General features: G+C 58.6%; 14 protein-coding genes, 3 tRNA genes, 1 rRNA gene and 1 other annotated feature. Of the genes, 9 read left to right on the top strand and 9 right to left on the bottom strand.

What is annotated here, in order from left to right:
* Window positions 1–128: 128 nt before the first annotated feature.
* Window positions 129–204 (top strand) — tRNA-Lys (locus tag B5F98_RS00995).
* 41 nt (window positions 205–245) lie between these two features.
* Window positions 246–361 (top strand): 5S ribosomal RNA (rrf, locus tag B5F98_RS00990).
* Between the two features lie 180 nt (window positions 362–541).
* On the opposite strand, the gene B5F98_RS00985 is transcribed toward rrf, so the two are convergent.
* The 3 genes from B5F98_RS00985 to B5F98_RS00975 all read right to left on the bottom strand — a co-directional run bounded on the left by B5F98_RS00985 (window position 542) and on the right by B5F98_RS00975 (window position 6,135).
* Window positions 542–4,573, bottom strand: a complete 4,032-nt coding sequence (locus tag B5F98_RS00985) for an exo-alpha-sialidase (protein WP_087369242.1) — start codon at window positions 4,571–4,573, stop codon at window positions 542–544.
* Between the two features lie 146 nt (window positions 4,574–4,719).
* Window positions 4,720–4,929 (bottom strand): hypothetical protein, encoded by a 210-nt coding sequence (locus tag B5F98_RS00980; protein ID WP_087369241.1) that lies wholly within the window; start codon window positions 4,927–4,929, stop codon window positions 4,720–4,722.
* 51 nt (window positions 4,930–4,980) lie between these two features.
* Window positions 4,981–6,135 carry a nucleoside recognition domain-containing protein gene (locus B5F98_RS00975; protein ID WP_087369240.1) on the bottom strand — a complete coding sequence of 385 codons (1,155 nt, stop codon included), beginning with the start codon at window positions 6,133–6,135 and terminating at the stop codon, window positions 4,981–4,983.
* 327 nt (window positions 6,136–6,462) lie between these two features.
* On the opposite strand from B5F98_RS00975, the gene B5F98_RS12875 reads away from it, so the two are divergent.
* From B5F98_RS12875 to B5F98_RS00960, 4 genes are read left to right on the top strand one after another with little or no spacing between them, the layout of a single operon-like run.
* On the top strand, window positions 6,463–6,630 hold the full coding sequence (locus tag B5F98_RS12875; protein WP_158096672.1) for a hypothetical protein: 168 nt from the start codon (window positions 6,463–6,465) through the stop codon (window positions 6,628–6,630).
* Window positions 6,627–7,628, top strand: a complete 1,002-nt coding sequence (locus tag B5F98_RS00970) for an ABC transporter substrate-binding protein (protein WP_087369239.1) — start codon at window positions 6,627–6,629, stop codon at window positions 7,626–7,628. The genes B5F98_RS12875 and B5F98_RS00970 overlap by 4 nt, the downstream gene beginning before the upstream one ends.
* Window positions 7,629–7,685: 57 nt before the next feature.
* Window positions 7,686–8,588, top strand: coding sequence for an ABC transporter permease (locus B5F98_RS00965; RefSeq protein WP_087369238.1), 903 nt, complete (start codon window positions 7,686–7,688; stop codon window positions 8,586–8,588).
* Between the two features lie 6 nt (window positions 8,589–8,594).
* The gene (locus tag B5F98_RS00960; RefSeq protein ID WP_087369237.1) at window positions 8,595–9,395 is read left to right on the top strand and encodes an ATP-binding cassette domain-containing protein; all 801 of its coding nucleotides are present in this window, start codon (window positions 8,595–8,597) and stop codon (window positions 9,393–9,395) included.
* A 48-nt stretch (window positions 9,396–9,443) separates the two neighbouring features.
* Here the strand turns inward: B5F98_RS00960 and B5F98_RS00955 are convergent, their stop codons facing one another.
* Both B5F98_RS00955 and B5F98_RS00950 read right to left on the bottom strand, forming a co-directional pair.
* Window positions 9,444–11,342 carry an ABC transporter ATP-binding protein gene (locus tag B5F98_RS00955; RefSeq protein ID WP_087369236.1) on the bottom strand — a complete coding sequence of 633 codons (1,899 nt, stop codon included), beginning with the start codon at window positions 11,340–11,342 and terminating at the stop codon, window positions 9,444–9,446.
* Window positions 11,332–13,077: an ABC transporter ATP-binding protein gene (locus B5F98_RS00950; protein ID WP_087369235.1), complete on the bottom strand. Its 1,746-nt coding sequence runs from the start codon at window positions 13,075–13,077 to the stop codon at window positions 11,332–11,334. The genes B5F98_RS00955 and B5F98_RS00950 overlap by 11 nt, the downstream gene beginning before the upstream one ends.
* Before the next feature lie 424 nt (window positions 13,078–13,501).
* Here B5F98_RS00950 and B5F98_RS00945 point away from each other — a divergent pair, with 424 nt between their 5' ends.
* Window positions 13,502–14,230, top strand: a complete 729-nt coding sequence (locus tag B5F98_RS00945; RefSeq protein ID WP_087229229.1) for a YebC/PmpR family DNA-binding transcriptional regulator — start codon at window positions 13,502–13,504, stop codon at window positions 14,228–14,230.
* A gap of 280 nt (window positions 14,231–14,510) precedes the next feature.
* Here the strand turns inward: B5F98_RS00945 and proC are convergent, their stop codons facing one another.
* The gene (gene proC, locus B5F98_RS00940) at window positions 14,511–15,326 is read right to left on the bottom strand and encodes a pyrroline-5-carboxylate reductase (RefSeq protein WP_087369234.1); all 816 of its coding nucleotides are present in this window, start codon (window positions 15,324–15,326) and stop codon (window positions 14,511–14,513) included.
* Window positions 15,327–15,338: 12 nt separating this feature from the next.
* Window positions 15,339–17,042, bottom strand: a complete 1,704-nt coding sequence (leuA, locus tag B5F98_RS00935; RefSeq protein ID WP_206418048.1) for a 2-isopropylmalate synthase — start codon at window positions 17,040–17,042, stop codon at window positions 15,339–15,341.
* Between the two features lie 59 nt (window positions 17,043–17,101).
* Window positions 17,102–17,338, bottom strand: a binding site (T-box leader).
* A 147-nt stretch (window positions 17,339–17,485) separates the two neighbouring features.
* Here leuA and B5F98_RS00930 point away from each other — a divergent pair.
* A tRNA-Ser gene (locus tag B5F98_RS00930) sits at window positions 17,486–17,572 on the top strand.
* 26 nt (window positions 17,573–17,598) lie between these two features.
* A tRNA-Ser gene (locus tag B5F98_RS00925) sits at window positions 17,599–17,690 on the top strand.
* A gap of 118 nt (window positions 17,691–17,808) precedes the next feature.
* Here the strand turns inward: B5F98_RS00925 and B5F98_RS12870 are convergent.
* Window positions 17,809–17,946, bottom strand: coding sequence for a hypothetical protein (locus B5F98_RS12870; protein ID WP_158096721.1), 138 nt, complete (start codon window positions 17,944–17,946; stop codon window positions 17,809–17,811).
* A 27-nt stretch (window positions 17,947–17,973) separates the two neighbouring features.
* Window positions 17,974–18,810, bottom strand: a complete 837-nt coding sequence (locus B5F98_RS00920; RefSeq protein WP_087369233.1) for a DegV family protein — start codon at window positions 18,808–18,810, stop codon at window positions 17,974–17,976.
* Window positions 18,811–18,919 lie beyond the last annotated feature (109 nt).

The following is an 18,919-nucleotide window of genomic DNA, read 5'->3' as shown; positions in this document are numbered from 1 at the left end:
CGTTGTGAGCCGCGAGGATGGACCGAAGCGAGGGCGAGAAACCAAGAAACGCAAGTTTCTGTTTCAAGTCCGAGACGGAGGGAAGCCGAGCGTTGCGAACAGGAGAAGCATGACACCCCCTTCCATGGGCACCTTTAGCTCAGTTGGTAGAGCACCTGACTCTTAATCAGGGTGTCCAGGGTTCGAGTCCCTGAAGGTGTACCACTCCCACTTGGGTGTGTATGCACCCAAGTGGGAACCGTTCAGTCGGTGCTGATTGCAGTGAGGGTCCACCCGTACCCATTCCGAACACGGCAGTTAAGCTCACTTGCGCCGAAAATACTTGGCTGGCGACGGCCTGGGAAGATAGGTAGTGCCGACACGAAGAGGACGATCGTTTGATCGTCCTCTTTTCCTTTTTCGTGGCTTTGACAGTTGAGCGCCATGCTGCGCAATGAGACGAAATGAAGATGTAACGAGAAGAGCTATAAATAGACAACAGACGCCCCTCGATGGCTGAGACCATCGAGGGGCGTCTGTACCGTATTAGGGAAGGAAGGGATCAGCTGCGCTTTTTCCGAGCAGAGGCCAGAGAGGCCAAGGCGACGGCAGAGGCGGCAGTCAGAGCGATCCAGAGTCCCATCACCTGGGTATCTCCCGTGGCAGGCACCTTATCGTCCTGAGCGGGCTTCTGGGTGGCATCAGGGGCCTTGCTGGCCTCCGGGGTGTCGGTGGCGGGGGTATCGCTGGGTTCAGCTGCGCCATCGGCACTGAGACCGTGGATGGCGGCGGTGAGCTTGTCCACCATGGCGTCCACCTGGGACTGCTCCTCTTCACTGAGGGAGTGGTCAGCCAAAACAGCCTGGGCTTCTGCCAGTGCAGTGCGGAAGGTGGCCACACTCTGAGCGGTGTATCCGGTGAGGTCGATGCGCTGTGCTTGGGCAATCAGACCTTCCAGGATGGATTTATCTGCCTTGAACCGCTGGTCCAGAATGGCATTCAGCAAGGCTTCGGCGGCTTGATCTACGTCCTCTTGCATGGCGTCGCCATCGGCCTGGACCGCAAGAGCGGTCTCCAGGGCATCCAACAGGGCCTGCCAGTGGTCAGCCACATACTTGTCAGACTCCTCTACCATGGCCTCAGCCTTGGTAATGAGCTGCTCCAGCATGGTCTTGTCACCCTGGGTAAGGCCCAGGCTCCAGATACCCACCAGCAGATCATCCCAAGCGGAGTTGATCTCTTCAGCGGTGGCATCGGGATCGTCCAGGACTGCCTTGGCCTGAGCCAGGGCATCCTCAAAGACCTTCTTGGCGCTTTCCGTGACACCCTGGGTGGAGAGGGTCAGTGCATAGTCATAAGTCTTTTGCAGAAGGGCCTTATCCGTGGAGGTCTGAGGAGGAACCAGGTCCATCCATGCCTGGTACAGGGCCTTGGTGAGAGCGGTCACCTGGTCCAGACGGGCCTGGGCATCCGACTCATTGTCAAACACGGGGGCGTCATCGCTGGATAGGAGGTCGTTGGCGGCCTGCTTGGCGGCCTGGAGGGCCTCCCAGCTGCTGGCGGAATATGCCTGGGGGTCCAGGGTGTCCACAAAGGACACCAAGTCTCTCAGTCCGGTGACGCTGACCTGATAGGTGGTGTGGGCGGGAGTGGTTGTCTCCAGGAACAGCTGGAACTCACTGGCCTCGGCGCTCACATAGTACTGCTTCGTGGCTTCAGCGGAGTGGGACAGGTAGAGCTCCCGATCACCAACTGTATGGGAGATGGTATAGGAGCCGGGGGTGGCACCGGGCTGGATGTGCAGGGTGTAGGGCTCACTCTGCACCGGCACTCGGGCACCGGGCTGGGTGGCGCTGTCGTTGAGGCGGAGATAGGCGCCGTCGGCTTCCAGGCTCTGGACGGTGTAGCCGTCTTCGGTCTGGGTGATGCGCCACAGCTGGCGACTGGCGGCATACTGTCCGTCCAAGATCAGCTGGTTGTTGGACACGGAGCCAGTGACCTGATCGGTGTTGCTCTGGCCGTTGGCGTGGTAGAGGATTCTCTGGGTCCCGGCGTGATAGATGGCGTAAACACCCTCAGCATTCAGGCCATCGGTGTCCAGATTATAGGTGGTTTGGGCCTCGTGGTCCTCGCTGGAAATGATGTCCTGGAAACAGGGGGGAAGGAAAATACCGCTCTCACCCTGTACAGCCACAGAGAGCTTGGCGGTGCGGACAATTCCGTTGGAGGCGGTGGCCGTGGCAGTGATGGTGGCAGTGCCGCTGCTGACAGCGGTGATGACACCGGTATCACTGACGGTAGCCACTGCGGGAGAGTCTGAACTCCAGGTGATGATGGCGGCATCCTCTGGGGTGACGATGGCCTGTACCTGGCCGGACTGGCCCACACTGAGATTGATAAACTGGGGCTCCAGGGTCAGAGTGATCTTCTCACTCTCATCCTGCACCATGTACCAGCCTTCACCCAGCAGGTCCTGAACTGTCAGGGTTTCAAAGGCAATCTGGCAGGGGGAGACCTGGTTTTCATAGAGAATGCCAAAGGTATCGGTGGCTTTTCCATCCTCCTGCAGCTGGGAGACACAGGAGTAGGCGAAGCAGTTATTGATACCAGTATAGCGGGTGATGTCGTCGTTGAGCCAAATGACGGTGCCGTCCTCAGCCACAGAGCCGATACGCACCACGCCCTCGGTGCGCTGAATGCGAGCGTAGGAGCCCAAAATCAGGTTGTCGTAGGCCTGGTCGTCGGGACCGATGAGAGTGCCCTCCAGATTGATGAAGGAGACCATGCAGCCGCCGCCGCTCTTCTGACTGAACAGATTGTTATCAGGCTGGCACTGGCTCCAGGTCGCACCGCCATCGGAGGAGTCGGCGTAGCTGACATAGTTGATGGTGTTACGGGAGTACATCCGCAAATCACCGTTGGGGAGGAGTACCACCTGAGATTCACTGGTCTTGCCCACCCCGTTGAGGTTGCTGTTGTGCTCACCACGCTGCCAGCTGGCGCCGCCGTCGTCGGAGTAGATGACACTGGCCAGCTCGTTTCCGGTGCGGTTGTCATAGAGGGGGAAGATGATGCGCTCGGTGCCGTTGTAGGTCATGGTGATGCCACGGCCAGGACAGACGCCGGTGAATTTCTCGTTGGCGGCGGTCTTGATGTTCAGGAACTTGGGCTCGCTCCACTCCAAGCCCTCATCGGTGACCTGAGCGGAGCGGTGCATGATATAGAACACCGGGTAGACCTTCCACTCGCTGTTCTGGAAGAACAGGTTCTTTTGCACTCGGTTGGCGGAGTTGCCCAACTGAGTCACATAGGGCTTGGTGAAGGTGCCGTCTTCCTCAGACTTGACATACACATTCAGGAAGGCATCCACCCAGGTGTCCGTGACGGTGCCATCCTGGCTGCAAATGGGGTAGAGGATGACATCTTTGCCGTTGTCATTGGCGGGCTCCGCCAAACCATTGTTGTTGTTCAAATCTACATAGTAGGTATAGGAAGATGCAGTTTTGGGGGCGTAGGTACCGGCTTCACCCTTGGCCACCAGCAGGCGGCCCTGATCGTCAAAACCGGTGCTCTCTTGGCCCATCTGATTGCCGCTCATCAGGCCCACGTAAGAGGGGCAGGCATCCACCACCATGTGGACGGTGCCGTTGCTGTCCTGGACGATGGAGGGATCAATGAAGGAGCTGCTGGCGTTGCTGGTGGTGGTTTCCGCCATGTCGGCCAGGTAGTTCACCACTTCCCACTCCCAAGTCTGGCCGTTGTCCTTGGAGACGCTGACAATGGTGTCCAGGTTTTGGGGAGAGTCACCGCTGGTGGCCCAGCGGATGTCCGAGGCGGCCACAATCCAGCCATTGTCCAAGGTGTACAGAGAGGGGATGCGGAAATGCTGGCTTCCGGTGGCCTCACTGCTGAAGGGCTCGGACACAGGCTGTGTGCCCTTGGGGTTCTCCCCCACCACGGTGGGCAGCACTTGGGTCTCCTGATAGAGCTGGAATTCAATCAGGGCAGAGTCCTGGCTGGTGCTGCAGTAGTATTTGTTGCCTGCGGTACTGCCGTGGGTGAGGTAGTTGCTGCCATTGGAGAGGGTATAGGTGCCGCTGTCCTCGTGGAAGGTGATGTCCACCCGCACCGGATGGTCTGAGGTGTTCACATGTCCGTTGACGGCGGTGGTCTGGCTCAGATCCAGATAGCGGTTGCTGTCCAGACTCTTGATGTTGTAGCCGTCGTCTCCCTCTCGCTTTTCAATGGTCCATAGCTGCCGGGAAGAGGCAAAGTTGGAAGCCAGGCTGAGGGCGTCGTTGGCGGCTGTCCCGGTGACCTGGTCTGTCTTTCCGGTCCCCGTATGGTAGAGAATGCTGCGGGTGGTGTTGTAGAAAATGGCGTAGGTGCCGCCGGCTTCCACGCCGTCCCGATCTCTCAGGTACTGGACGCTTCCGTCGCCCAGATCGCCATCCACAATGGTAGACCAGGGCGATGCGCTGACATCACGTTCTCCTGTGGCGCGGGCCGGGGGTGCGGTCAGACAGCAGCTGAGCAGGAGACTGGCTGACAATGCAGTGGCCGCGATGCGCTTAGACATTGGTGTTTTGTTCATAACACATCCTCCTTGTACATGTGCTTCTCTCTGTATTGCACAAAACTATCATACCAAAAAGCGGACTTCGGGTCAAGGAGATTGGTGGGTGGAGACAAAAAAAGGAGCCCGACCATCGGTCAGGCTCCTGGGAGGGAGCGGAGGGGTTAGAGCATAAAGTCTTCTTTTTTCAGGTGGGAGAAGTTGGCCACCACGGGCTTTTTGGGCACACGCTTTAAGGGGTCATACCGGAAGGCACGGCAAGCGCCGCCTGGGTCCACCACGCCTTTGAGGGAGCACAAAATCTGCTCTTCATCCAGAGCCACACCTCGCTTGCAGTAGAGGCAGCGGGGTTCAATATTTTTTTGAAACAGCATAGCAAGTCTCCTGTTCTTCCGAGATCCTCCTCAGTATACACCAAACGCCCGCTATTTTCCACCTGTTTTTCCAGCCAAAAATCGACACAGAGCCACAAGGGCCATCCAGCAGAGCACGGCGGTGGCCAGGGTCACCGGGAGGATGTGGCGGAAATCCAGCTGGGTGAGGCTCTGGGTCTGGGACGTGAGGTAGTACGAGACCGGATAGGTGAGGGGGAAGAGGGTGGTCACCAGGTAGGTGAGGGCGGCGGAGATGAGGCCGTGGAGGAACTTGCCCAGCAGATAGGTGCGGGCAGAAAGGCCACTGTCAATGAGGAAGCACAGCACCTGACAGTGGACGGACAGCCCGGCCCAGCCCAGCATAAAGGCAGCCATGGAGATGGACCCGGCGGAACTGGCCACGCCGCCCAGGGAGGACACCCCGGAGGTGAGCTCCAGCAGGCCCGCCACCAGCTGGGGAGCATAGCGGGAGGAGACACCCATCAGAGAGAGCAGCCGGGCAATGGCGGTGAATACTCCAAAGTAGGACATAAGCTGGAGGAGAGCGGAAAAGAAGATGACAAAGGCACAGATGTTCAGCAGATTGGAAAAGGAGCGCACCACCCCATTGGTGAAGGCGGTGGGAATGGTGGTGGCGGCAATGGGCTTGGGATAGCTGGTTGCCTTGGCCCGTGGGTCCTCGTGGCCGTAGAACCGAAAGAGCAGGCCCGTGAGGAGGGAGGCGACACAGTGGGAGGCGTAGAGCAGCAGGCCAATCTGGCCGCTGCCAAAGATGCCAGCCCCCACGACTCCCAAGATGAAGGCGGGCCCGGAGTTGTTGCAGAAGGCCAGGAGCCGCTCGGTCTCCGTCTTGGTACACAGACCTTGGCGGTACAGCTCCAGGGCGGTTTTGGCTCCCAGGGGGTAGCCGCCCACAAAGCCCAGCACTACAGCCATAGCGCAGCAGCCGCTGACCCGGAACAGGGGGCGCATGACTCCCTCCAGCAGCCGCCCCAGATAGGCGGCCAGTCCCAGATCCACCGCCAGGGAGGAGAGCACAAAAAAGGGGAAGAGGGAGGGGATGATGACGTTGCAGCACAGGGTTAGCCCATTTTTCGCCCCTGTCATAGCCTGGGTGGGGGCAGTCACCAGCGCTAGGGCGGCGGTGAGCAGCGCGATGAGGACGACGGAATCCCGGAGAACTTGTTTTTTTAAGATGCGAAACATGGCAGTCCCTCCCTCGTGAGAAAAGGGTATGCGTGTCGTCTGAGGGACTTGCACGTCCCCCTCAAAAAGTATGACACATTAGTGTGATAAAAAATTTTCTCTGAAAGGGGTTGACAAGTGGGGAGCGGGTGCGTATAATGGCCACAACAACTTCAATACAGCAAACCATTGACGGAGAGTAGTATCCAGTGTGGCGAACCTTCAGAGAGTCCCGGACGGTGAGAGCGGGGCGGGGAGCAGCTAGGAGAATGGACTTCGGAGGGCAGACCGAACGGGCGACCTAGTAGGGACTGACGGGTACCCCACCCGTTATCAGAAGGGGCGCATATGATGGTATGCGTAAGCGAGTGGGCGTCGTTTGGCGTCAATTTGGGTGGTATCGCAGAAGCTGAGCTTTTGTCCCATGTGGGGCAGAGGCTTTTTTCATTTTTCGGCCCTGGCAAAGCGGAAAAACATCTGCCGCCCAAATTCAAAAAATGGAGGAAAACACCATGAAAAACAATCAGATCATCCGTCGATTTGCCGCTTGTGCCGTAGCGGGCACCATGCTTCTCTCTCTGTGTGCCTGTGGTGCAGGCAAGGATGGGAAGGACGACACCTACAAGGTGGCTGTGGTCAAGCAGATGGACCATGCCTCTCTGGATGAGATCGCCAAAGCAATCACCACTCAGCTGGACTCCATTGCCCAGGAAAAGAATGTAACCATTGAATACGAGGTGTACTCCGGACAGAACGACCAGTCCGTGCTCAAGCAGCTGGGAGACCAGGCCATTGTAGACGGGGTGGACGCCATCATCCCCATCGCCAGCACCGCCGCTCAGGTGATGGCCCTGTGTGCCCAGGACACCCAGACCCCTGTGGTGTACGCCGCAGTATCGGACCCCAAGACCGCAGAGCTCACCGGGCTGGACTATGTCACCGGCACCAGCGACGCCCTGGAGACCAGCGTCATTCTGGATATGATGCTCACCCAAAACCCCGACATGAAGAAGGTGGGACTGCTGTACTCTCTGTCCGAGCCCAACTCCGCCACTCCCATCCAGGAGGCCAAGGAGTACTTGGACAGCAAGGGAATCTCCTATGTGGAACAGACGGGCAATACCAATGACGAGGTGATCGCCGCGGCTTCCGCTCTGGTGGCCGGTGGTGTGGATGCCATCTTCACTCCCACCGACAACGTGATCATGTCCGCCGAGCTGGCCATCTATGAGCAGCTGGCCCAAGCAGGAATTCCCCACTACACCGGGGCGGACTCCTTCGTGAGAAACGGCGCCTTTGCCACCTGCGGCGTCAACTATACCGATCTGGGCACCCGCACCGCAGACCTGGCCTACCAGGCCATCACCGAGGGCGTGGACAGTATGGAGGACGTGTACTACATGGATGGCGGCCTCATTACCGTGAACACCGAGACCGCCAAGGCCCTGGGCATTGACCCCCAGGTGTTTGGCCAGCTGGGTGAAGTGGTGGAAGTGACCACCACCAAGGAATAAAAAACTATGCCCCGTCCGGCACATAGGTGCCGGACGGGGCAAAGGAGCGTGAAGGAATTGCTGTATATTGTGCAGACGGCCCTGGAGCTGGGCTTTTTGTATGCGCTGGTGGCCATGGCCCTGTTTTTGAGCTACCGCATTCTGGACATTGCCGACCTGACCACGGATGGGGCCTTTGTGCTGGGGGCGGCGGTGTCGGTGACGGTGACGGCGGCTGGCCACCCCTTTTTGGCCATTCCGGCGGCCATGGTGGCAGGGGCCTGTGCCGGGTTTGTCACCGCCTTTTTGCAGACCCGCCTGGGAGTGCCCTCCATTTTGGCGGGCATCGTCACCAACACAGGATTATATACCGTGAACCTCATGGTGATGGGGTGGAGCTCCAATGTGAGCCTGCTCAAAGACGACACTATCTTTTCTCTGTTTCGCACCACGGGCATCGGCGGGAAGTGGTATGAGACGGTGCTGGCCGGGGGTGTGACCATCCTCATGGCGGTACTGCTGGTGCTCTTCCTGGGCACCCGGCTGGGCCTGTCCATCCGGGCCACCGGAGACAACCGGGACATGGTGCGGGCCTCCTCGGTGAACCCCACCTTTACCATTACCGTGGGTCTGTGCATCGCCAACGCCCTCACCGCCCTGTCCGGCGGCATGGTGGGCCAGTACCAGCGCACCGCTGACATCAACGGCGGCACGGGCATTGTGGTCATCGGGTTGGCCTGCCTCATCATCGGTGAGACGGTGCTGGGCCGACGCTCCATCCTCAAGGGAGCCATTGCGGTGATTGTGGGCTCCATCATCTATCGTTTGATTTACGCCATTGTGCTCTACACCAAGGTGGTGCCGGTGGAGTGCCTGAAGCTGGTCACCGCCATCATCGTAGGCCTGGCTATTGCCGCACCTACGCTGCGCAGCTGGGTGGCATTCCAAAAGAAAAAAGCCATGGCAGGGAAGGGAGCGTGAGGGAACATGCTGAACATCAAAGGAATTTCCAAGACCTTTTATCCCGGGACCATCAATGAGAAGACCGCCCTCTCCAATCTGTCCCTGGAGGTGAAGGATGGGGATTTTATCACCATCATCGGCTCCAACGGAGCGGGAAAATCCACTCTCTTCAACGCCATTGCCGGGACGTTCTATGTGGACCAGGGCAGCATCACTCTGGGAGAACGCAACATCACCTATCTCCCGGAGCACAAGCGCAGCCGTACCATTGGGAGGCTGTTCCAGGACCCCTTGAAGGGGACGGCTCCCCATATGACCATTGAGGAGAATCTGGCTCTGGCCTATCTGCGCTCCTCCCGGGGCAATGCGCCTTTCAGCCGCATCAGCAAAAAGGACCGGGCCATGTTCCGGGAGCATTTGAGCCTGTTGGGCATGGGATTGGAGGACCGCATGGGGCACCCGGTGGGGCTGCTGTCCGGCGGACAGCGCCAGGCCCTGACCCTGCTCATGGCCACCTTGGTGCCGCCCCAGCTGCTGCTGCTGGACGAGCACACCGCTGCCTTGGACCCCGCCACGGCGGAGCAGGTGCTGAAACTGACCCGGGACATTGTGGCCCGGGACCACATCACCTGTCTCATGGTCACCCACAACATGTCCCAGGCCCTGGAGCTGGGCAACCGCACTTTGATGATGGCAGACGGCCACGTGGTGCTGGACGTGGAGGGAGAGCAGAGAGCGGGCATGACCGTCCAAGATCTCTTGGAGCAGTTCAAAGCTGGCACGGGCCAACAGCTGGACAACGACCGCATGTTGCTGAGTGAATGAAAAAAGTCGTTCTCCCACGGGAGAACGACTTTTTTGCTTGTATAGGACTTATTCCAGCTCAAAGGCTCCGGTATACAGCTGGTAGTACTTGCCCTTCTGGGCGATGAGTTCGTCGTGGCTGCCTCGCTCGATGATGTGGCCCTGCTCCAGCACCATGATGGCGTTGGAGTTCTTCACGGTGGAGAGCCGGTGGGCGATGACAAACACGGTGCGGCCATACATCAGGGCGTCCATACCCTTTTGGACAATGGCCTCGGTGCGGGTGTCGATGGAGGAGGTGGCCTCGTCCATGATCATCACCGGGGGATCGGCCACGGCGGCCCGGGCGATGGCCAGCAGCTGGCGCTGGCCCTGGGAGAGGTTGGCGCCGTTGCTGGTGAGCATGGTCTGGTAGCCGTGGGGCAGGCGGGTGATGAAGTCGTGGGCGCCCGCCAGCTTGGCGGCGGCGATACACTCCTCGTCGGTGGCCTCCAGCTGACCATAGCGAATGTTGTCCATGACGGTGCCGGTAAACAGGTTGGTGTCCTGGAGCACGATACCCAGGGAGCGGCGCAGGTCCGCCTTGCGGATGGTCATGATGTCGATGCCATCGTAGAGGATGCGGCCGTTGTGGATGTCGTAGAACCGGTTGATGAGGTTGGTAATGGTGGTCTTACCGGCACCCGTGGCGCCCACGAAGGCCACCTTCTGGCCGGGCTTGGCGAAGAGGGAGATGTCGTGGAGTACGGTTTTCTCGGGCACATAGCCGAAGTCCACGTGCTCAAAGCGTACGTCCCCGGTGAGGCGGGTGTAGTGGAAGGAGCCGTCCTCCTGAGGTACTTTCCAGGCCCAGACGTTGCTGCGGTAGGGCACCTCTTTCAGGGAGCCGTCCTTCTGCTCCTGGACGTTCACCAGAGTTACATTGCCCTGGTCCACCTCGGGCTCCTCGTCCATCAGCTCAAAGATGCGCTGTGCACCGGCCATACCCATGACCACCAGGTTGATCTGCTGGGACACCTGGCCAATGGTACCGGTGAACTGGCGGGTCATGTTGAGGAAGGGAACGGTGATGCTGATGCTGAAGGCCATGCCGGAAAAGCTCAGGTTGGGGGCGTGGGTAATGAGAAGGATGCCGCCCACGATGGCCACCAGGGCATAGATGAAGTTGCCGGTGTTCATGAGGATGGGCATGAGGGTGTTGGCGTAGGTGTTGGCCTGCTTGGAGTCGGACATGAGAGCGTCGTTGAGCCGGTCGAAGTCGGCGCAGGTCTCGGACTCGTGACAGAACACCTTGACCACCTTCTGGCCGTCCATGAGCTCCTCCACGAAGCCCTCCACCTTACCCAGGGACTTCTGCTGCCGCTGGAAGAAGGTGGCGGACTTGCCGCCGATGGAGCGGGTGAACTTCACCATCACCAGGGAGCCCAGGAGAATCACCAGGCTCAGCCAGAAGCTGTAGTAGAGCATGATCACCAGCACGGCCAGAATGGTGACGAACATGGACAGTAGCTGAGGGAAGCTCTGGGCTACCATCTGGCGCAGGGTGTCGATGTCGTTGGTGTAGTGGCTCATGATATCGCCGTGGTCGTTGGTGTCAAAGTAGCGCAGGGGCAGGTTCTGCATGCCGTCGAACATCTTTACTCGCAGCTTTTTCAGCAGGCCCTGGGTGATGATGGCCATCAGCTGGGTCCACACGATGGTGGAGATGAGGGCCAGGCCGTACATGGTGGCCAGAATGGCCACCAGCCGCAGAATCTGGGGGGCAGCAGCGGCCCAGTCACCGGTCTGCCAGTTGGTCTCGATGACAGCGATGATTTTCTGCATGAACACGGTGGGAAGGCTGCCCACGATGGCGCTGAACAGGATACACACCAGAGCCACGGGCATCAGCACCGGGAAAAACTCGAAGAGGGTGCGCAGCAGGCGAACAAAGGTGCCTTTGCGATTGACGGGGACATTAGGCTTCATCTTCCTGACCTCCTTTGTTCTGAGACTCGTAGACTTCCTGATAGATGGGGCTGCTCTTCAGCAGCTCCTCGTGGGTACCCATGGCCACGATGCGGCCACCGTCCATGATGAGGATGCGGTCTGCCTCCTGCACCGAGGCCACACGCTGGGCCACAATGATTTTGGTGGTGTCGGGGATGAACTCCCGGAAGGCCTTGCGGATGAGGGCGTCGGTCTTGGTGTCCACAGCGGAGGTGGAGTCGTCCAGAATGAGGATTTTGGGCTTTTTCAGAAGAGCGCGGGCAATGCACAGACGCTGCTTCTGGCCGCCGGAGACGTTGACACCGCCTCGCTCCAGGTAGGTGTCGTACTTGTGGGGGAAGAGCTGGATGAACTCGTCGGCCTGGGCCAGACGGCAGGCCTCCATGATCTCCTCGTCGGTGGCGTCGGGGTTGCCCCAGCGCAGGTTCTCCTTGATGGTGCCGGAGAAGAGCACGTTCTTTTGCAGCACCACAGACACGGCGTTGCGCAGGCTATCCAGGTCGTAGTCCCGCACATCCACGCCGCCCACTCGCACGGTACCTTCCGTGGCATCGTACAGACGGGGAATGAGCTGGATGAGGGAGGACTTGGAGGAGCCGGTGCCGCCCAGAATGCCCACGGTCTCGCCGGACCGGATGTGCAGGTCAATCTGGGACAGGGCGTCGCGCTCGGCGTCGGCGGAGTACTTGAAGTCCACGCCGTCAAAGTCGATGGAGCCGTCCTTGACGTCCATCACGGCATTGGCGGGGCTGGTGATGGTGCTGCGCTCCTGGAGCACCTCCACGATACGGTGGGCGGACTCGGCGGAGATGGTGATCATCACGAACACCATGGACAGCATCATCAAGCTCACCAGAATCTGAAAGCTGTACACGAACAGGGAGGACAGCTTGCCCACGGTGAGGGCCACGCCCTGGGTGCTGATGATGAAGTAGGCGCCCAACCCCAGGATGAGGCAGGTGGCGGAATAGAGGCAGAACTGCATCAGAGGGGAGTTAAAGGCCATGATGCGCTCGGCCCGGGTGAAGTCCCGGCACACATCTTCGGCGGCGGTGGAGAACTTCTCCTTCTCAAAGTCCTCCCGGACGTAGCTCTTTACCACCCGCATGGCCTGCACGTTCTCCTGGATGGAGTTGTTCAGGGTGTCGTACTTGCGGAACACCTTGACAAACAGGGGATGTACCTTGCAGATGATAACCGCCAGACCGATGGCCAGTACCGGGATGGTGAACAGGAAGATGAAGGCCATGGAGCCGCCCATGATGTAGGCCATGATAAAGGAAAAGACCAGCATCAGGGGAAAGCGAATGGCGCCCCGGATGATCATCATAAAGGCCATCTGCACGTTGGTCACGTCGGTGGTCATACGGGTGACCAGAGAAGAGGTGGAAAAGCGGTCAATGTTGGCAAAGGAGAAGTTCTGAATGTTGTAGAACATATCCCGTCGCAGATTCCGGGCATAGCCGGCGGATGCGGATGCGGCGGTGGTGCCTGCAATCCGTCCAAAGAACAGGGAAAAGCCAGCCAACACCATGAGAATCACACCGTAGCGGACGATGGTGGACAGCTCACAGCCATTTTGGATTTCCAAAACCAGATTGGCGGTGAGGAAGGGGATGATACATTCGATGATGACTTCCAGAGTGACAAACAGGGGGGTCAATAGGGCGTCCCGTTTGTACTCCCGGATGGATTTTGCCAGAAGCCTGATCATACTCCGATTCTCCTTTTCTTAAAAATTTTCGAATGGAAAAAACACGTAATCCAGTATACACATTTTATAAAAAATAGGAAAGCGTCAACTGTTACAAAAAACGGGAGAAAAATTGAGAACTCATGCGAAAAAACTATGAAAAAAGAGGGCAGCCCGCACTTCTGGTGCGGGCTGCCCAAGCTCTTTGGTTCGAAACATGGAGGAAGGAGATTCTATGAGTTAGCGATAGCTAACCATGGGACAACTATACCACGTACCGATTAGAGTGTCAAGAGAATTTTTCAGAATCGGAGGAAAAATCCCTGAGCCCGGGGGCAGAGGGTTGAAAAAAGGAGAATGGCATGGTATACTAACCTGTAAATGTGAAAAACTGCCTGTGCCATAGGCAGTGTGGAATCTATAGAACGAAGGGAACGATTTTTTCATGTCCGGACATTCCAAGTGGCATAACATTCAGAAGACCAAGGGCGCGGCAGACGCCAAGCGCTCTCAGACCTTTACCAAGATCGCCCGTGAGCTGATCGTGGCCGTGAAGACCGGCGGCAGCGGCGACCCCAACAACAACTCCCGTCTGGCCACCGTCATTGCCAAGGCTCGTGCGGCCAACATGCCCAACGACAACATCAAGCGCACCATTGAGAAGGCCCTGGGCTCCGGCAACTCCAACGACTACGAGGCCATCACCTATGAGGGATACGGCCCCTGCGGCGTGGCTGTCATCGTGGAGGCCCTCACCGACAACCGCAACCGCACTGCCTCCGAGGTGCGTCACTACTTCGATAAGTTCGGCGGCAACCTGGGTGCCACCGGCTGCGTGTCCTGGTCCTTTGACCAGAAGGGCGTGCTCATCATCGAGCGGGAGGACCTGGACGAGGACGTGGTGATGATGGACGCTCTGGACTGCGGCGCTGCTGACTTCGAGCCCGAAGAGGAGTGCTTCACCATCTACACCGATCCCGACTCCTTCGCCACCGTGGTGTCTGCCATGGAGGAGAAGGGCTACACCTTCGCCTCCGCCAAGGTGGAGATGGTGCCCCAGAACTACGTCACCCTCACCGATCCCAAGGACATCCAGAACATGGAGAAGATGATCGATATCATGGAGGACAACGACGATATCCAGAACATCTACCACAACTGGGAGCAGGAATAAATCCTCTCGAAAATGCTAGCATTTCCGAGAAGTTGCAGCCCGCTGCATGCATAATCGGGTCAAAGGGCGACCCGATTCCACACTGGCGGGCTGAGAAGTGTTTTTCCCGATGCACATGTCCCCGGGAAAAACGGATTTTGATTTCTTTTCCCGCCGAAAGGCGGGAAAACTCTGCCGAGGGCTTTGGACCGACCCAAGAATCGGTTTCCCTTGCGCAGACCATATGAGTTTGATCATTGAAAGCGCCCCCTCCGGCATCGCCGGAGGGGGCGTATTTCATTTATTGTTTGCCTAGTTGCTTGTTCTTTTCATAGGCGGCCAATACTGCCTGGATGGCGGCGTGGCGCAGGCCATTTGCCTCCAGAGCGGCCACACCGGCAATGGTGGAACCGCCGGGGGAACACACGGCGTCTTTGAGGGCTCCAGGGTGTTGCCCGGACTCCAGCACCATGGCGGCGGCCCCCATCAACATCTGGGCGGCGTACTCCATGGCCTGCTTCCGGGTCAGACCCACCATGACCCCGCCGTCGGCCAGGGCCTCAAGGAAGGGGTAGACGTAGGCGGGACCGCATCCGGCCACCGAGGTAAAGGCGTCCATGTGGGCCTCGTCCATGAGGTCTACCCGCCCGGAGCGGGCGAGAATGTCCTGTACCGCCTGGATGTGGTGGGGCTGGGCGGAGGGAGCGGCGCACAGAGCGGACATGCCCTGACCGATCTCCACGCAGGTGTTGGGCATCAGCCGCAGCAGGGGAATATTCCGGGCCTTGGCCGGGAGAAAGGAGCACAGGGTTTCCAGGGTCACCCCGGCTGCCACCGAGATGAGAACCTTGGTAGGACAGAGTTCCAGGTAAGGTCCTAGCTCTTTGAATACCCCTGCCAATAAGTGTGGCTTGACACACAGAAAGATGTAGTCAGCTTGGGAGAATGCGTTGAGATTGTCCGGGACTACCTGGCAGCCCAGTTCCTGGGCCAAGGCCTCCGCTTTGGCATAGGTGCGGTTAGCCAGATAGACCTGGTCCGGTCCCACGCTGGCACAGGCGGCCCGGGCCAGGGCGGAGCCCATGTTTCCGCAGCCAATAAAAGCGACACGAGACATGTAAACCCCTCCTTAAGCTTCTTGCCGCAGAGAGCGGTTGATGGCGCAGAGAATGGCCCGCAGGGAGGCCCGGCTGATGTTGTGGCTCTTGCCTACGCCGAACACATCCTGACCGTTGGGGGCCTTCAGGTGGATGTAACACACGGCCTGGGTGTCCGAGCCGGAGGAGATGGCGTGCTCCTTGTAGTCCACGAACTGATAGCCGTCAATGGGAGCCTCCGGCAGGTTGTGCAGGGCGTTGAAGAAGGCGTCGATGGGGCCGTTGCCTTCGCCCCAGACCTCCATGCCGTGGCCCTTGTAGCTCACTTCGCCCACAAACTCCACCTGGCTGGCGTCCCCGTGGCGGGCATCCTCCTGGAAGCTGTGGCGCTCCAGCTGATAGGTCTTGGGCACGGACAGGTACTCCTGGTCGAAGAGCTGGAAGATCTGCTCGGGCTTGAGCTCCTTACCCACCCGGTCGGACTCCTTTTGCACCACGGCGCCGAACTCGGCGTGCATGGCACGGGGCAGATCATAGCCGAAGTTCTGCTGCATGACAAAGGCGGCGCCGCCCTTGCCGGACTGGGAGTTGATGCGGATGATGGGCTCGTACTCCCGTCCCACGTCGGCGGGGTCGATGGGCAGATAGGGCACCTCCCACATGTCGGTGCCGCTGTCCTGCATGTAGTGGAAGCCCTTGTTGATGGCGTCCTGGTGGCTGCCGGAGAAGGCGGTGAACACCAGCTCGCCCACATAGGGCTGGCGCTCCCCAATCTTCATCTTGGTGCACCGCTCGTACATGTCCCGGATTTTGTTGATGTTGTGAAAGTCCAGCTTGGGGTCAATGCCCTGGGTCCACATGTTCATAGCCAGGGTGACCATGTCCACGTTGCCGGTGCGCTCGCCGTTGCCGAAGAGGGTGGCCTCCACGCGGTCAGCGCCCGCCAGCAGGCCCAGCTCGGTGGTGGCCACGCCAGTGCCACGGTCGTTGTGGGGGTGGAGGGAGATGATGGCCCGCTCCCGGCCGGGCAGGTTGCGGATGAAGTACTCCAGCATGTCGGCAAACTGGTTGGGCATGCAGTTTTCCACCGTGGTGGGCAGGTTCAAAATGACGGGGTTCTCCGCGGTGGCGTGGAGGTGGTCCAGCACGGCGGCGCAGATTTCCACGGCGTAGTCCATCTCGGTGCCCATGAAGGACTCGGGGGAGTACTCAAAGCGCAGGTTGGTGCCCCCCTCAATGACGGGCTGAGCCATTTCATAGATGAGGTCGGCGGCGTCGGTGGCAATCTTGGTGATGCCGTCGCAGTCCATGCCGAACACCACCTTGCGCTGTAGGGTAGAGGTGGAGTTATAGAAGTGGAGAATCACGTTCTTGGCCCCACGGATGGCCTCAAAGGTGCGGCGGATGAGGTGTTCCCGGGCCTGCACCAGTACCTGAATGGTGACGTCGTCGGGAATATGGCCGCCCTCGATGAGCTCCCGACAGATCTCGTACTCGGTCTCGGAGGCGGAGGGGAAGCCAATCTCAATTTCTTTCACGCCGATGTCCAGCAGGGTGTGGAAGTATTCCAGCTTCTCCTGGAGGTTCATGGGGTCAATGAGGGCCTGGTTTCCGTCCCGCAGGTCCACCGAGCACCAGACAGGGGCCTGAGTCAGTACCTTGTCCGGCCAGGTGCGGTTGGTGATGGGCTGGGGCTGGAAGGGAATATACTTCTGAAAGCCTGGTTTCAAATTCATGGGGAAGTTCCTCCTTTATTCCGATGCGGGGGATGAAAAAAACGCCCCCGACACAAACTGTCAGGGGCGTAACATTACGCGGTACCACCCTAATTCCGTCCACGGTCACCCGTGGGCGCTCACGGCCTCCAACAAGGCCTCGACCTGTAACGGGATCACCCGTCCGCCCTTACTGCATGGAGGTTCAGGACGGCAGCTCCGGGTCCAGTATACACACAGAGACATCCACCGATTTGCACCACCCATCGGCTCTCTGAAGGACCTCGACTGTGTCTTCTTCCCATCGTCGCCTTTTACTTGGTGATATTTTAGCGGAACAAAGCGTGTTTGTCAAGGAACAAAGGATGGGGAAAAAGAGGGGGAAGAAATTGTGAAAAATGTCTTGACAGAATGGAAACCCTATGGTAAGATAACTCTTGCATTTGGGCTGCAAGCTCCGTCATGGAGAGGTGTCCGAGTGGTTTAAGGAGCTAGTCTTGAAAACTAGTGACTCGAAAGGGCCGTGGGTTCGAATCCCACCCTCTCCGCCAATTTTATATCTTTTTTTATTCGGTCTGCGGAAGTACCCAAGAGGCCGAAGGGGCTCCCCTGCTAAGGGAGTAGGCGGTCCAAAGCCGCGCGAGGGTTCAAATCCCTCCTTCCGCGCCAGAAATCCCGAACGCAAACGCGTTCGGGATTTCTATTTTCTCTTTACGTTTCAAAAAAGAATCCCTGTGACATCCAAGTCACAGGGATATTTTTATAGGAAATGAAAGGTTGTGTTCTGTCACAGAATGCCCAGCCACTCCGCCACATTGACGCCCAACCCAATGACACACAGCACCAGGGTGGTGATGAGCACCCAGTACAGCCAGCGGCGGAAGAACAGGGCGCGCCGCTGGTCACGCTTGGATGGCTGATCCATGGGAAACGCTCCTTTCTCTTCTGGGGATTAGTAGGCCACCACCACGCCGCCGTTGTTGGCGTAGAAGGAGCTGATGCCCCGGGTCTCTGTGATGAGCACGTCGGAGACCTCGCAGGTCTTGAGAATCATCATGCGCAGGTATTCCGCCCGCTCCCGGCACAGGCAGTGGGCAATGCACAGCAGCTTGCCCTTGTGATTTTCGTCGGCGGCCACGATGTCCACCAGCTTGTTCAGCGCCTGTTTGATGGACAGGGCCTGGGTGTGCTTCTTGATCTCGCCCTGGGGTGTGGAGCCCATCACCAGCTTCACCCGCAGCGCCCCAGTGACCAGGGACTGCACCCGGGTCAAACGTCCGGCCTTGCGCAGCATGTCCAGATTTTCCAGCACAAACAGGGTGTTCATCTCGGTGATATACTTTTCCACCTGGGCCACCACTTGGGCAAAGGGCATGCCGGAAGAGGCCAGCTCGGAGATTTTCAGAGCAATGAGGGTTTCTCCAGAGGAGGCAGAGCAGGAGTTAAACACCCGGATGTTGCGCTCGGGGTGCTCCTCCACAAACATCTGGGCGGCCTGCCATGCGCTGTTGTGGGAGCCGGAGAGGAGAGCAGAGAGGGTGACCACATAAATGTCTCCATCCACCGCCTCAAAGGCGTCCAGATAGTCCGCCGGAGAGGGACAGGCGGTGTGGGAGGCCTCCTGGCACATGGCCATGGCATCCACCAGGGTCTGAGGTACCAAGGTGTCATCATCCCGGAACTCGTTCTCACCCACATATATGGTCAGGGGAACACTATGGAAAATGCCGGACCGGAGCAATTCGGGGCTGAGGTCGCAGCAGCTATCGACAATAATTTTAAAACTCATAAACAAAAACCCCTAATATCATTTTTGCAATTAAATTCTAGCAGACCCAATCTGTAAAGTCAAGGAAAGAAGGGGAGGGCAAAGGAAGGATTTACAAATTGGAAATAAT

This window comes from Pseudoflavonifractor sp. An44, from assembly GCF_002161675.1.
GTDB classification, from domain to species: domain Bacteria; phylum Bacillota; class Clostridia; order Oscillospirales; family Oscillospiraceae; genus Enterenecus; species Enterenecus faecium.
This window is presented reverse-complemented; position numbering and strand designations above follow the sequence as displayed.

Excerpts from the sequence above, each read along its gene's own strand:
- leuA (WP_206418048.1), bottom strand. The coding sequence starts at position 17,042 with ATGAATTTGAAACCAGGCTTTCAGAAGTATATTCCCTTCCAGCCCCAG.
- B5F98_RS00975 (WP_087369240.1), bottom strand. The coding sequence starts at position 6,135 with ATGTTTCGCATCTTAAAAAAACAAGTTCTCCGGGATTCCGTCGTCCTC.
- B5F98_RS00945 (WP_087229229.1), top strand. The coding sequence starts at position 13,502 with ATGTCCGGACATTCCAAGTGGCATAACATTCAGAAGACCAAGGGCGCG.
- B5F98_RS00950 (WP_087369235.1), bottom strand. The coding sequence starts at position 13,077 with ATGATCAGGCTTCTGGCAAAATCCATCCGGGAGTACAAACGGGACGCC.
- B5F98_RS00920 (WP_087369233.1), bottom strand. The coding sequence starts at position 18,810 with ATGAGTTTTAAAATTATTGTCGATAGCTGCTGCGACCTCAGCCCCGAA.
- B5F98_RS00970 (WP_087369239.1), top strand. The coding sequence starts at position 6,627 with ATGAAAAACAATCAGATCATCCGTCGATTTGCCGCTTGTGCCGTAGCG.
- proC (WP_087369234.1), bottom strand. The coding sequence starts at position 15,326 with ATGTCTCGTGTCGCTTTTATTGGCTGCGGAAACATGGGCTCCGCCCTG.
- B5F98_RS00960 (WP_087369237.1), top strand. The coding sequence starts at position 8,595 with ATGCTGAACATCAAAGGAATTTCCAAGACCTTTTATCCCGGGACCATC.
- B5F98_RS12875 (WP_158096672.1), top strand. The coding sequence starts at position 6,463 with ATGATGGTATGCGTAAGCGAGTGGGCGTCGTTTGGCGTCAATTTGGGT.
- B5F98_RS12870 (WP_158096721.1), bottom strand. The coding sequence starts at position 17,946 with ATGGATCAGCCATCCAAGCGTGACCAGCGGCGCGCCCTGTTCTTCCGC.
- B5F98_RS00985 (WP_087369242.1), bottom strand. The coding sequence starts at position 4,573 with ATGAACAAAACACCAATGTCTAAGCGCATCGCGGCCACTGCATTGTCA.
- B5F98_RS00955 (WP_087369236.1), bottom strand. The coding sequence starts at position 11,342 with ATGAAGCCTAATGTCCCCGTCAATCGCAAAGGCACCTTTGTTCGCCTG.
- B5F98_RS00980 (WP_087369241.1), bottom strand. The coding sequence starts at position 4,929 with ATGCTGTTTCAAAAAAATATTGAACCCCGCTGCCTCTACTGCAAGCGA.